General features: G+C 58.4%; 6 protein-coding genes. 4 read left to right on the forward strand and 2 right to left on the reverse strand.

Going from position 1 to position 14325, the window contains the following annotated elements; translation table 11 throughout:
- Window positions 1-279: 279 nt before the first annotated feature.
- Window positions 280-1680 carry an MFS transporter gene (locus HMPREF2894_RS07310; protein WP_070678591.1) on the forward strand — a complete coding sequence of 467 codons (1401 nt, stop codon included), beginning with the start codon at window positions 280-282 and terminating at the stop codon, window positions 1678-1680.
- Between the two features lie 142 nt (window positions 1681-1822).
- Here HMPREF2894_RS07310 and HMPREF2894_RS07315 read toward each other — a convergent pair whose 3' ends face one another.
- On the reverse strand, window positions 1823-3241 hold the full coding sequence (locus tag HMPREF2894_RS07315; RefSeq protein WP_044142785.1) for an NAD(P)H-quinone dehydrogenase: 1419 nt from the start codon (window positions 3239-3241) through the stop codon (window positions 1823-1825).
- Between the two features lie 154 nt (window positions 3242-3395).
- Window positions 3396-7142, reverse strand: a complete 3747-nt coding sequence (gene mfd, locus HMPREF2894_RS07320; RefSeq protein ID WP_070678596.1) for a transcription-repair coupling factor — start codon at window positions 7140-7142, stop codon at window positions 3396-3398.
- Window positions 7143-7699: 557 nt separating this feature from the next.
- Between mfd and HMPREF2894_RS07325 the strand changes: the two genes are divergently transcribed.
- From HMPREF2894_RS07325 to HMPREF2894_RS07335, 3 genes are all read left to right on the forward strand, one after another.
- On the forward strand, window positions 7700-10066 hold the full coding sequence (locus HMPREF2894_RS07325) for a fibrinogen-like YCDxxxxGGGW domain-containing protein (RefSeq protein WP_070678599.1): 2367 nt from the start codon (window positions 7700-7702) through the stop codon (window positions 10064-10066).
- A gap of 528 nt (window positions 10067-10594) precedes the next feature.
- Complete coding sequence (locus HMPREF2894_RS07330) at window positions 10595-13063, forward strand: fibrinogen-like YCDxxxxGGGW domain-containing protein (protein WP_070594043.1); 2469 nt, start codon at window positions 10595-10597, stop codon at window positions 13061-13063.
- Between the two features lie 344 nt (window positions 13064-13407).
- Entirely contained in the window at window positions 13408-14280 is an 873-nt protein-coding gene (locus HMPREF2894_RS07335; RefSeq protein ID WP_070594041.1) for a hypothetical protein, read from the forward strand.
- The last annotated feature ends 45 nt before the right edge of the window (window positions 14281-14325 follow it).

Raw genomic sequence — 14325 nt, forward strand, 5'->3', positions numbered from 1 at the left:
CTATGTCCGCTCTTGCCTGTTTAAGTGGGATTTACGCCGCTAACCCTTGTGTTCGCGTCCAGATAGTGGCTGTATTTGTTTGGGTTTTTCTGAACAGAGTTATAATGTTGCACTTTAGAGGAGCCTTTCAGAATCCGACACCTGCCGCACCCCACCCGGTGCGGTCACGGCACCCAGTACGCGCCTACGGCACACCCCCCTCCCGCGCTGACCGGCAACGGAACACCTACCTCAGGCTCCATGTGTACACACAAATTCACCATCTCGGGAGTTTTCCTCATGAGCGCTTCTGCATCCGACACGAAAGCGTCTGCTGCACCGGTGAAGAATACGACTCCTCGCAGTCGAGTTATTCTCGCCTCGCTCGTTGGTACCACCATCGAGTTCTACGATTTCTACATTTACGCCACTGCAGCAGTGGCTGTGTTCCCCGTACTGTTCTTCCCCTCGAAGGACGCAACCACCGAGCTTCTGGCTTCCTTCGCTACCTTCGGCGTCGCATTCATCGCGCGCCCCCTCGGTTCCGTGATCTTCGGCCACTTCGGCGACAAGATCGGTCGTAAGGCTACCCTCGTCGGTGCACTGCTCACCATGGGTCTGGCAACCTTCATCATCGGTCTGCTGCCCACCTATCACCAGATTGGTCTGTGGGCACCGACCATGCTGACCATTATGCGTTTCTGCCAGGGCTTGGGCCTGGGCGGCGAATGGTCCGGTGCGGCGCTGCTCGCGAGCGAATACGCTGAGGATGGCAAGCGCGCCCGCGCCGCGATGTGGCCTCAGCTGGGTGCACCCATCGGCTTCGTGCTTGCGAACGGCTTCATGCTGTTGCTGACCAGCTGGATTACCTTCAACTCCGCAACCGACGCGAAGAACCTCGAGCACCCCTTCCTCATTTGGGGTTGGCGTATTCCGTTCCTGCTGTCCATCGTGATGGTCGCCGTTGGTCTGTACGTGCGTTTCAAGCTGGAGGAGACCCCCGTCTTCGCCAAGGCTGCCGCTAACAACGAGAAGGTGAAGACCCCGCTCGTTGAGGCGTTCAAGGTCGCTTGGTGGCCCATGATTCAGGGCACCTTCATCATGGTTGCCTGCTATGTGCTGTTCTACCTGATGACCGCTTGGGTCCTCTCCTACGGTATCGGCAAGGCGGATAAGGGCGGCCTGGCTATCCCCTACCGCGAGTTCCTGATCATTCAGCTGATCTCCATTATTGGCTTCGCGATCTTCATTCCAATCTCGGGTTGGCTGGCTGACAAGTACGGCCGCCGCACTCAGCAGCTGTGGACCACCATCGCGATGGCTGTCTTCGGTCTGTCCTTCGGTCTGTTCATCTCCCCCTCCGTTGTTGGTACCGGCGCGAACGCAAACGCGGCAGTGGTTACCCTCTTCATCTTTATCGGTATGTGCCTGATGGGTCTGTCCTTCGGTTCCATGTCCGCATACCTGCCGGAGCTGTACCCCACCAACGTGCGTTACACCGCCAGCGGTATCGCCTACAACGTGGCGTCCATCCTCGGTGCGGCACTGACCCCGTTCGTGGCTGTGTGGCTGAACACCTCCTACGGTGTGGCTGCAGTGGGCGGCTACCTGGCATTCGCCTCGATCCTGAGCGTTATCTTCATCCTGCTCACTCACGAAACCCGTGACGTGGACATGAACGCTGTCAGCACCACGAAGTAAAGCTTCACGGAGCTAACGCGTCTCTACAGCAAAGCGGTGGGGGTCGCCTCCTGAATTCCTTAGAATCAGGAGGCGACCCCCACCGCTTTTGTGCGCTTCAGAGATACCGGCTCTCTACAAGCCCAGGGTATCTATGTGCGGGCTACAAGCCGCGAGTGTGCAGCTTACGTGCAGCCTCAGCGATAGAGCCCGAGAGCGAGGGATAGACCGTGAAGGTATCCGCCAGGTCATCCACCGCGAGCTTCTTCTCCACCGCCAGGGCAATGGGGTAAATCAGCTCGGAAGCACGCTGACCAACCACCACGCCACCAATGACGGTGCCGGAGTGGCGGCGAGCAAAAATCTTCACAAAGCCGTCGCGCATCGCCATCATCTTCGCGCGCGGGTTCGTGCCCAGCTGCAGGGTCACCGCGTCGCCGCGGTAGGCGCCCTCGGCGAGGTCCTTCTCACTCACGCCTACGGTCGCAATCTCCGGGGAGGTGAAGATGTTCGCGGCAACCTTATCGGTGCGCAGCGGGCGCACCGCATCACCGAGGATATGTGCCATAGCGATACGGCCCTGCATCGCAGCCACGGAAGCCAGCGGGTACACGCCCGTGCAGTCGCCGGCAGCGTAAATGCTGTTCACGCTCGTACGGGACACACCATCCACCTTAATATGACCGCTCGGGGTCTGCTCAACACCGACGTCTTCCAGGCCCAAATCTTCAGTGTTCGGAATCGAACCAATAGCAACCAGGCAGTGAGTGCCAGAAACCTTACGACCATCCGACAGAGTCACAATAACGCCGGAGCCGTCCTCAGTACGCTCAACAGCAGCCGCACGGGAACGCGGCATCACTCGCACGCCGCGACGTTCAAAGACGTCCTCCAGCACGCGAGCTGCGTCCTCGTCCTCACCGGGAAGCACACGGTCACGCGAAGACACCAGGGTCACCTTCGAGCCCAGACCGTTATACGCCGACGCGAACTCGGCACCGGTCACACCCGAACCAATCACAATCAGCTCCTCGGGAACCTCGGAGAGGTTGTACAGCTGAGTCCAGGTCAGAATGCGCTCGCCATCGGGCATACCGGTCGCCATTTCACGCGGATGCGTACCCACCGACAACAGCACAAAGTCCGCGTGCAGGGGGTAGACCAGACCCGCCTCATCGGTCACCTGCACGGTGTGGCGGTCCAGGAGCTTACCGGTACCGTGAATAATCTTCACTCCTGCAGAGGCCAGGGCACGCTTAATGTCGGCAGACTGTTGCTGGGCCAGGTCGCGGACTCGGCGGTTCACGCGGTCCATATCAACTCGAAGCTGCGGCGCCTTACCCTTCGTGTTCTCGATGCCCAGGCTACCCGCCTCGGAGAAGCGGGTCATCATATCCGCCGTAGCAATCAGGGTCTTAGAGGGCACAACGTCAGTCAGAACGGCGGAGCCACCAATGGCATTGCGTTCGATCAGAGTCACGTCCGCGTTGGATGCGGCAGCCACCATCGCTGCCTCGTAGCCGCCGGGGCCACCACCAATAATTACAATTCGCTGAGATGCATAGTTCACCGTTGAAGTCATGCCTTAATTGTGAGCTATGCCGCCCCTACGGGGCAAACGCACTCGCCGTGCAGATGTGCCATATTGTGGCAATCTGCACGGCGAGCATCTTCATGGTTCGGCATCATGGTTCGGCAGCCCGATATGACTGGGCGGCGCCTACCCCTGTATGTCTCTACTCCTCGAGAGCCTGCGGCTTCTCCGAGTAAATCGAGTTAATGAACTTCTCAGCCCACTGCAGCATCGCGCCATCCACCAGGTCCTTACCGCCCACCGGCATGGTCTTCGGGCGCGGAACCAGCGTCAGCCAGGTGTCCATACCCTTCGGCTGGGCGTGTGTGGAGCCAGGGTACACGCGCTTCAGACGCATCTGGCGGGACTCCGGCAGCGGCGTAGCGGTTACCACGCGAACCTTCGGTCCCAACACCACCAGCTCATGAATACCGGCGGCACGGGCGTGCATGCGCACCGTCGCCACGGCAAGCAGGTTCTCGACCGCCTCCGGCAACTCGCCGTAACGGTCGACCAGCTCCTCGCGAGCCTCCGCGATCTTCTCTTCGGTATCGGCGGCGGCAATCTGGCGGTATGCCTGCAGGCGCAGACGCTCCGAGTCAATGTAGGTGTGCGGAATATGCGCATTGACGGGCAGGTCAATCTTCGTCTCGACCTCGCGCTCTTCCTTCTCGCCGCGGTAGTTCGCCACCGCCTCGCCGACCAGGCGCAGGTACAGGTCAAAACCGACACCGGCAATATGGCCGGACTGTTCGCCGCCGAGCAGGTTGCCGGCACCGCGGATCTCCAGGTCCTTCATCGCAAGCTGTAGGCCAGCGCCCAGCTCATTGTGGGTCGCTACAGCCTTCAGACGCTCGTGTGCAATCTCGCCGAGGGTCTTATCCACTGGGTACAGGAAGTACGCGTAGGCGCGCTCACGGCCACGGCCCACACGTCCACGCAGCTGATGCAACTGGCTCAGACCGTAGTTCTGGGCGTGGTCGACAATGAGGGTGTTCGCGTTCGAAATATCCAGGCCGGTCTCCACGATGGTGGTGCACACCAGCACGTCAAAGCGGCGCTCCCAGAAGTCCACAATAATCTGCTCCAGGCGCGATTCACTCATGCGGCCGTGGGCGGTGGCGATGCGCGCCTCCGGCACGAGCTTGCCGATTTCCGCAGCAACATCGTCGATGTCAGCCACGCGGTTGTGCACGAAAAACACCTGCCCTTCACGCATGAGCTCGCGGCGGATTGCGGCGGTAATCTGGCTGTCGGTTCGCGGACCCACGAAGGTCAGCACAGGGTGGCGTTCCTCCGGCGCGGTGGCAAGGGTGGAGGTCTCGCGAATACCGGTTAGCGACATTTCGAGGGTGCGTGGAATGGGGGTTGCACTCATGGCGAGCACGTCCACGTTGGTGCGCATCTGCTTGAGCTTTTCCTTGTGCTCCACGCCAAAGCGCTGCTCCTCGTCAATGATGACCAGGCCCAGGTCCTTGAACACCACGCTGTCTGAGAGGATGCGGTGGGTACCGATCACCACGTCCACCGCGCCGGATGCGATTTCTTCGGTAATCTGGCGGGTTTCCTTCGCCTTCTGGAAGCGGGATAGCACGCGAATCTTCACGGGGAATCCCGAGAAGCGCTCGCTAAACGTCTCGTAGTGCTGTTGCGCGAGCAGGGTCGTGGGTACGAGCACGGCAACCTGTTTGCCGTCCTGTACCGCCTTGAATGCGGCACGTACAGCGACCTCGGTTTTGCCGAAGCCCACATCGCCGGAGATGAGGCGGTCCATGGGGATTTCTTTCTCCATGTCTTCCTTCACCTCGTGGATGGCGGTGAGCTGGTCGGGAGTCTCGTTGTAGGGGAAGGACTCTTCCAGCTCTCGCTGCCAGGGGGTATCTGCGGCGAAGGCGTGACCGCGCGATGCCTGGCGTGCCGAATAGAGTTTCACCAGGTCGGCGGCGATTTCCTTGACTGCCTTGCGGGCGCGGGACTTGGTCTTAGCCCAGTCGCTGCCGCCCATCTTGGACAGGCTCGGGTTCTCGCCACCCACGTAGTTGGAGATCAGGTCCAGCTGGTCGGAGGGCACGAAGAGGCGGTCGGGTGCACCACCGCGCTTGGCGGGGGCGTACTCGATGACCAGGTATTCCTTCATGGGCTGCACACCGTTGACCGGGGAGGCGCCCGCCACCGGGCGGGAGGTCATCTCGACAAACCTGCCGATGCCGTGGCGTTCGTGCACCACGTAGTCGCCGGGGTTCAGTGCGAGCGGGTCAACCGCGTTGCGGCGGCGGCGCGTGGCGAATTTCTGTCCGGCGGCGCCTCGGGGTGCGTAGGTGCCGCGGCGTCCGAGCAGTTCGGCTTCGGTGAAGACGGCGAGCTTCGCCTCCTCGATGAGAAAGCCTGCGGAGGCGGGCGCCTCGCAGACCTCCACGATGCCGTGTTCGAGGTCCCCGGCGGGGTCGGCTTCGAGGCTGGTTCGGCGGGCTGCGGGTACGGCGGGTGCCCCTTCGCCGGAGTGGAAGAGGTCGATGAGGCGGTCGGTGGAGCCGCGGCCGTTGGTGAGGGCGAGGACGGTCCACTGTTGCTGGATGAGGTCGCCGACCTGGCTGAGCATGCGTTCGACGGAACCGTTGAATGCGGTTGCGGGGGTGGCGTTGACGGTGTAGGTGTCGATTCCGTCTTCGATGGCGTCGGCAATGTTCTGGTTCTGGAGCGCCCCGGCGGCGTCTTCGAGTAGGTCTGCGTCGGTGACGAGTTCGGTGATTTCCCACCAGCTGAGCTTGGCTTCGAGTGCCTGTGCGGTGGTTTGGTCGATGGTGCGGAATCCACTGTCGCTCATGCGGAGCTGGCCGAGGTCGATGGGTGCTACTGCGTCGGCTTCTGCAGAGGTGTCCCATGCTGCGGCGAGGAATTCTTCGTTGGTGGCGACGAGGTCTTCGGCGCGGGCGCGCACGCGCTCGGGTTCGACGTTAATGATCATGGACCCTGCCGGCAGCAGCTCGGTGAGGGTGTTCATGGATTCGATGAGCAGCGGGGTGAGCGATTCCATGCCTTCGACGTAGATTCCGCCGGCAATCTTCTCAAGCATGGCTGCGGCTGCCGGGTAGTCGGCTTTCAGTCGTGCGGCGCGGCTCATGACCTCGGGGGTGATGAGCAGTTCGCGGCAGGGCAACAGGGTGAGTTCGGTAAGCTCTTCTCCCCCACTGAGGGTGCGCTGGTCGGCGACGGAGAAGTGGCGCATTTCGTCGAGTTCGTCGCCGAAGAATTCGAGGCGGACGGGGGTAGTTGCGGTGGGCGGGAAGACGTCGATAATGCCGCCTCGTACGGCGTATTCGCCGCGCTTGGCAACCAGGTCTACGCGGGAGTATGCGGCATCGTTGAGGCCTCGTACTACGTCTTTGAAGGGGTATTCTTCGCCGCGAACCAGGTGTACGGGTTCAAGTTTTTCGATGCCGGTGACGATGGGCTGGATGACGGCGCGTACGGGTGCGATAACGACTTGGGGGCGTTTATCTGCGTCCCCGGTCATGGCGCGCAGTACCTGCAGGCGGCGGCCTACGGTGTCGGAGCGCGGTGAGAGGCGTTCGTGGGGCAGGGTTTCCCAGGCGGGGAAGAGCGCGATGTCTGCGGCGGGCAGGTAGGAGCGCAGGGCTGCGGCGAGGTCTTCTGCTTGACGGTCGGTGGGGGCGATGATGAGGCTGAGCGCTTCGGCGGTGGTATCGCGTACTGCGGTGGAGATGTCTGCAATGAGCGCGGCGTGGGTTCCGGCGACGGCGCCGATGAGGGTGCGTGCGCTACGTTCGGTGGGCTGTGCGGAGGCAGCGGTGCGGATTGCGGCCCAGTTGCTGAGTTGGTTGAGGGTTTTCAGGAGGGGGTGCAGGGGTGCTTCGAGGGGCTGTGCGGTAGCTTTTCGGGTGGTGCTCACGGGTTCTCCTGAGTCTGGGGTCTTCGCTTGCGGCGGTTGAGCTGGTGGAGGGCTGCTATGGATGGTCGGTATAGGGCGGTACCGGTTTGGGGCGTCCGAGTGAATTTGCCTTTATTTCATGGTGCTTTTTGTGCGTTTTGGGGTGTTTTTTTTGCGGCTTTTCCATTGTAGGACTTGTCCGCTTTTTCTGGCATTTTTCTCTTGTATTCTCTGTGATGGAATATATTCCTTTTTGCACTCGGTTGTCGCTTTCGTGGGTGATATTTGAGTATGGTTTTCTTCCGTGTCTGTTCCTGTGCCACAACGTTCATCACATGGGGCGCAAATCACACATCCACAGACATCTTTGCACTTTGTGCACCATTATTTTCACAGCTTAATCCTGTACCCTAATCATTAACGCTTACAGAAAAACCAGACAGTATATCCCCTTCCGGATTCTGTTTACCTCTTCCAACCAACCTCAGGTTTTCAGTATTTACTGCGGTTTTTCTAGTGCGCTAAATTCACCGTATCTTTCGATGTTTCTTCCGGAACGTCGCATCAGAAAGACGCATATGACAACCACATACACGAACAAACCCACTGAAAAGCCCCATGTCCGTTCATGGTCTGCTAAAAAGTGGGCCGCTTTCGCACTCGCTTTTGGTACCGCTTTCACTGCGGCACCTCTTACTCCTACTACTCCCGCCTCGGCTGCGACCGGAACCCATGATGGTTCCAGTAGCGATAAGGCGGCTGCCTCTTGCTACGAGGTCAAGCAGGTTAATCCTTCTGCCTCCTCTGGCACTTACTGGCTGTACACCCCGCAGATGAGCGGCCCGGCGCAGTTCTACTGCGATCAGGAAACTGATGGCGGCGGCTGGGTCATGATTGGTCGCGGTCGTGAGGGTTGGACCGAGTCTTACAACGGCACCGGCGACCCGAATCAGCTGCACCAGAACCCCACCGGCCCTTCCGCTTTTACTCCGGTCCAGCTTCCCGCAAACACTGTCGATGCGCTGCTGAACGGCATTAAGCCTCAGGACCTTCCCGATGGCATGCGCCTGCACCGTGCCCACAACGCAAGGGGCACCCAGTGGCAGAACGTTTATGTTCAGCGTCCTCAGACTGAGCAGTGGACCTGGGCGATGAGCTACGGTCAGCGTTGGGGCACCGTGAAGTTCACCGGTGCCGGCATTAACCGCACCGCTCATATGGGCGGTTCCCCCTCGGAAATGGCTCCGGGCATTACCACCAGCTCGGTTCGTTTCTTCGCGAACCCGAACCAGGGCTACCAGATTGGTTTTGCGTACGGTGCACTGGTGAACTTCGGTAATGAGAATTCTGATTCGTATATTTACCACAAGCGCGGTTCCTTCGGTTACTCTATCCCCTTCACTCAGGTGTTCCTGCGCCCGAAGCTGACTCAGCGTGACTTGAACTTCTCGCAGATTGGTTCTGGCTCTGCCGCCAGCAACCGTCGTGCTCTGCCCAATAGCTACACGATGCCCGTTCGTTGGCGCACCAGTGAACAGACTGGCACCGGCAAGAAGAACGAGATGAACACTTACGTTCAGGCTATTACTCAGGTAGGCGACACCGTCTTCACCGGTGGCGACTTCAAGTATGTGGAGTCGGCTGGCGGCGAGCGCGTTGATCAGTCGTACCTGGCTGGTTACAACGTGGATTCGGGTGAGCTGGTTCGTTCCTTCCGCCCGACTTTCAACGGCCAGATTAAGGCTCTGGAGGCTCTGCCGAATAACCGCCTGGCAGTTGGCGGCGAATTTACCGAGGTGAATGGCGAGAAGGTTAACCACTTCGTCATTCTGGACGCGACCACCGGTCAGATTGACCGCACCTGGGACCTTCAGATTCAGCGTCGCAATGGCGATGCCGCACAGGTGAAGACTCTGCTGGTTCAGGACGGTTACCTGTATATTGGCGGTAACTTCACCCATGTAAAGGGCAATACGTCTAAGGCGTACGCTTACTCGCGTGGTGCCGCTCGTTTTAAGCTCTCGAACGGTGCGGTGGATTGGAACTGGCGCCCGAACTTTAACGGTACGGTCAACGGTATTACCGCTGCGTCCGATAACTCGACTGTTCACGCTGCGGGTTACTTCACTGAGCTGAATAACCAGCGTGCTTTCCGCCTGGCTGCTCTGAACGGCTCGGATGCTTCGAACATTAGGTGGGAGTGGGAGCCTTCGCTGAAGCTGAACATTACTGACCGTATTGTGTACGCGTTCCAGTTCGATGTTCAGGATGCTGGCTCGACCGTGTGGACTGGCGGCGCTGACCACCTGATTGCGAACTACTCGAAGAACGGTTACGGCCGTATTTCTTCGTCTATCTCTAAGTACGGTGGCGACTGGCAGGATCTGCATCTGAGCGGTAACACCATTTACGGTGCGTGCCACTGCGGTGATGTCCTCTTCGAGGGTTCGACCGGCTACCACACGTATTGGAAGGAATCGAAGGCGGTTCACCGTATGCGCCTGGTCGCAGCGTTCGATAAGGATAGCGGCGAAGTCATCGGCGAGTTCAGCCCGGTTCTGAAGGGCGCTAGCGGCTACGGTGTTTGGGAGTCCTTCGTGGATTCTCGCGGCAACCTGTGGGTTGGTGGCGACATTAACCGTTCGCTGGGTGCTAATGGTGAGCAGCGCACTGTCGGTTTTGCTCGTTTTGCTCCTCGCGATGTGACCGCCCCGTCGACTCCGTCGAATCTGTCGGTTCAGCGTGATGGCTCGACCGATAAGCTGTCTTGGTCTGGTGTTCGTGAGAGCGGTGCTCGCTACCAGGTGCTGCGTGATGACCGTGTGATTGCTACGGTCTCGGGCACCAGCTACGAGGTTGAGCATACTGATGGCGCTCGCTACTATGTGCGTTCCATCGATGCGTCTGAGAACTTCTCGGCTTCCACGGGAGCTGCTCAGGCTTAGGTCAGATTGTTGATCTAGTTTCTTTGAGCCGCCGCCTGGTTCGGGCTCTGCAGGGTTTGCGGGGTCCGGGTCAGGCGGCGGTGCACCCGGGGTGTATGCCCTCTATAGTTTTGGTTCGGTCCGGTTTTCCCAGTTTGCTATCTCTTCGCCTCTGCGGCGGCTATGATGGGTTGGGATTCATTGCGTCGGATGGGTTGCTTCCGTCCTTTCCGATGATGGGCTGAATCTTGGTCTGTGGTGTTTCTTCGCTGTTGGTACGACAGAGGAAACTTCACAGATTTTTAGCGTTCCGCTTCGTACGGGTACGGTGCCATTGTTGGCTTCGTGCGTGAGGGGTGGGGCGTATTCATTCAATTTCCGATAACTACACTCACTGATTCCGGCTACAGACTCGCTGTTAGCGCAGTTCATAACGCTTCCCCCTTACCCCGATGCCTGGTCACTATGCTGTGCCTTGTGTGGGGTGGGTGTTGCTGTGTGAATTGCAGTTTTCTGCTGTGTGCCGGTTGAGGTCTCTAGGAGAGACAAATGAATTTTCTTCCGTTCACGCGTGGAGGGCGCGCGCAGGGTGCTGCTTCCTCCGCTTCTGAGGGCTCTCGCGTAGCTTCTCGCTCCGGGTCCCGTGCTTTGGGTGCGGCGGCTGCTTCTTTTGCGATGGTTGCGGCTTCTTTGGGTCCGATTGCTTCGGGCGCGCAGGCTGCTGATGCACGCTACTATGACGGTTCGTCGAGTGAGCGCGCGGCTGCGAGCTGCTGGGAGGTTAAGCAGAATAATCCGCGTGGCAAGAGCGGCGCGTACTGGCTGTACACCCCTGCGATGAGTGCTCCTGAGCAGTTCTATTGCGATCAGGAAACTGATGGCGGCGGCTGGGTTATGATTGGCCGCGGTCGTGAGAGCTGGACTGAGAACTACTACGGTCGCGGTAATGCCGATCAGCTGTATAAGAACCCGACCGGCTTTGATGCGGTGCAGCTCTCCGGCGTGACCGTGAACGCGCTACTGAACGGTACCCGTCCGCAGGATTTGCCCGATGGCGTGCGTTTCCATCGCGCGATGAACGTTGAGGGCACTACCTGGCAGGATTTTAAGGCTCACCGTGATTCCAGTACCGAATGGACTTGGACTTTGCGTTCGAAGATGTTCTGGTCAAATATTTCGGTCAAAAACACCTGGCAGTACAGTAACCGTTATGACTACGCCAACCGTGGTCAGGTGGCTGGTAACATCTTCACCCATGATTCTGATGACTTCCGTTCCCTGAACTTCGAAGAGAAGGCATCGCAGGGCTACAAGTTGGGCTTCACCTACGGTCGCAACGCCAAGATTACATGGTGGACCGAGACCTACCTGATGAACCGTCCTTCGGCGTATATTTACCGCCCGGCGGATGATTCGACCACTCCCCTGGTATTTACTCAGATGTTCTTGCGCCCGAAGGTGACTCAGAACGATTTGGTGGCTAAGGGTCTGCATGATTATGGCCAGCAGGGCGCTGCGGCAAGTAACCGCCGCGCGCTACCCAATAGCTACTCCGAGAAGTGGAAGTGGCGTACCAGCGCTGATACCGGAACCGGTAAGAACGGCGAGATGAACACCCAGGTTGAGGCTATCACCGAGGTCGGTGGCGCTGTCTTTACCGGTGGCGATTTCGCGTACGTTGAGTCGGCAAGCGGTGAGAAGGTTGAGCAGGCTTTCTTGGCTGGTTACGAGGTGGGTACCGGCGAGCTGCGCCGTTCCTTCCGCCCGAAGATTAACGGTCAGGTGAAGTCGGTTGAGGCTCTGCCGAACGGCCTGCTTGCTGTGGGTGGTTCTTTCGACCAGGTGAACGGCGAGTACTACAACGGTTTTGTAATTCTGGATCCGCAGACCGGTCAGGTTGCTAAGGACTGGGATATCCGCGTGGTTAGCCGCATTGCTTCCGTACCGGTACAGATTAAGACCCTGCACGTGCGTGATGGCTACCTGTACATTGGTGGTTCCTTCACTCACTTGAAGGGCCAGACCTCCCCCACCTACGCGTATGCGAGGAACCTGGCTCGCATTAAGTTGAGCAACGGTGAGGTGGACTGGAACTGGCGTCCGGTCTTTAATGGCACAGTTAACGGCGTGAGCGCTTCTGAGGGCAATGCCGATGTGTACGTCGCTGGTTACTTCACCCAGCTGAATAACCAGGAGGCGTTCCGTCTCGCTCATATGCAAGGCAGTAGCACGAACCCGGTGGCTTGGCACCACCGTCCTTCGTACACCCCCAAGAATGCCCAAACCTGGGATTTGAAAAACGAGCGCAGGATGTGGGGCTTCCAGTTCGATGTTCAGGATGCTGGTTCCTCCGTCTGGGTGGGTGGCACCGAGCATATGATTACCCGTTACGAGAAGTCGAGCATGCGTCGCACAGACAGTGCGATTACTCGTGAGGGTGGCGACTTCCAGGATCTGCACCTGAGCGGTAACACCATTTACGGTGCGTGCCACTGCGGCGATTTCCTCTTCCAGGGCGCAGACACTGTCTATTCGGAGTGGGAGAACGCGACTAATGCTCAGACCATTCGCCTGGTAGCTGCGTTCGATAAGGACAGCGGCAAGATGCTGCCGGAGTTCGCCCCGATTATGAACGGCGCGTATGGCTACGGTGTGTGGGAGTCCTTCGTGGATTCCACCGGCACTCTGTGGGTTGGTGGCGATATCCGTAAGTCGCTGGGTGCTAACGGCGTGCAGCAGACCGTTGGTTTCGCACGTTATGCACCTCGCGATGTAACGCCTCCGGCTCCCCCGAGCAACCTGAAGGTTACGACGAACGGCTCCAAGGATCAGCTGACCTGGTCGGGTATTTCCGAGCATAGGGTGAAGTATCAGGTTCTGCGCGATGATCGTCCTATTGCGACGGTTACGGGCACGAGCTATTCGGTGGATCACCGCGACGGCGCCCGCTACTATGTGCGTGCGGTAGATACTGCGGATAACTATTCGGCAAGTACCGAGGCTGCTCAGGCGGCATAACCCCTCATCAGGGCGATATTCACTTTTATGACAAATAATTTTAGTGATGTTCGCCCTATTCTCCCGGGCTGGTTTTAAACCAGCCCGGGATTTTTTTGCACATAGTGAATCTATTTCATTCATTTACATGAAGGTTTTTTCATGCAGAGATATATACTTACCTTCTAATCGAGTCAAAATAGAGCATTAGTTAGGGCTTATTCTCATCATTTATAAAAACGTTATTTTTGCGGGTCTAAGTATTTTCCCAGCTTTGCGTGTTAGCCTTTAGGTGCCTTACCTTCGTGCGAGGTATTATCTTCCGGAATATAGTCATTCTCACTCCAACCACTAAAGAGGCTTCCATGTCAGTGTTCTTCAAGTACCCCTCCCGGTCCCGCCTTCTGGGCACCTTGGGTACCGTTGCGGTATCCACCCTGGTCCTGAGCGCTTGCGCTACTGAAAACCCGAGCTCCGATAGCTCTTCGCCTGCTTCTGCGTCCGCGAGCGTTTCCGCGTCGGCGCATGCTTCCTCAAACAAGTCTTCGAGCGCTTCCCCCCAGGTTTCTGAGCAGGGCACCGCAGAAGCATCCGCCAATGCTTCCTCTGGGGCTTCGGCTGAGGCAAAGGATGGGGCAAAGAGTGAGGCGACCTCTTCTGACGGCCAGAAGCTTGAAGAGATTTACACTGGCGCTGAAGAGATGAGGAACGCTTCTTCCGTACCTGTTGACGCTGAAGAAGTTAAGAAGACTACCGAACTGGTTAACTCTTTTGAGACCATTCTGACCAAGGTGAAGGCAGCCCCCTCTGCTGAGGCTTCGCCTGAGCGTGCCGCTGATCCGACCAGCGACGAAGAGGCTGAGCAACAGAACGTTGAGCGGGCCCGCGCTGTTCTCGATGATGAGACGATTCGCTCCATCGAGGCCGTGGCTGTTGATTCCGCTGCCGCTGAGTTTGCCGTGCAGGCTTCCGAGTACGCACTGGCTGGCTGGCACTATGAAGGTTCTTCCACTGTCGTGGGCACTCCCCGTATGACTGAAACCCAGTACAAGGGTCAGCCCGCGCGCATGCTGGAAGTATGCATGGATTCTTCCTCTGTGAAGATCTATGACGAGAATAATCAGCCCGTTAAGGATGACAATTCTCCGAAGCGTTCACTCAATATTTACACCCTCGTTCAGGTCGATGGTCAGTGGAAGATTGCGACCCATGATTTCCCGAACAATCCTGATTGTTAGGGTCTAATTAAAGATGCCGGTTTCCAGCTATGATTCGCTGGAACC

It is taken from the genome of Rothia sp. HMSC066G02, from assembly GCF_001813145.1.
Classification (GTDB): Bacteria; Actinomycetota; Actinomycetes; order Actinomycetales; family Micrococcaceae; genus Rothia.

Excerpts from the sequence above, each read along its gene's own strand:
- HMPREF2894_RS07325 (WP_070678599.1), top strand. The coding sequence starts at position 7,700 with ATGACAACCACATACACGAACAAACCCACTGAAAAGCCCCATGTCCGT.
- HMPREF2894_RS07310 (WP_070678591.1), top strand. The coding sequence starts at position 280 with ATGAGCGCTTCTGCATCCGACACGAAAGCGTCTGCTGCACCGGTGAAG.
- HMPREF2894_RS07315 (WP_044142785.1), bottom strand. The coding sequence starts at position 3,241 with ATGACTTCAACGGTGAACTATGCATCTCAGCGAATTGTAATTATTGGT.
- HMPREF2894_RS07330 (WP_070594043.1), top strand. The coding sequence starts at position 10,595 with ATGAATTTTCTTCCGTTCACGCGTGGAGGGCGCGCGCAGGGTGCTGCT.
- HMPREF2894_RS07335 (WP_070594041.1), top strand. The coding sequence starts at position 13,408 with ATGTCAGTGTTCTTCAAGTACCCCTCCCGGTCCCGCCTTCTGGGCACC.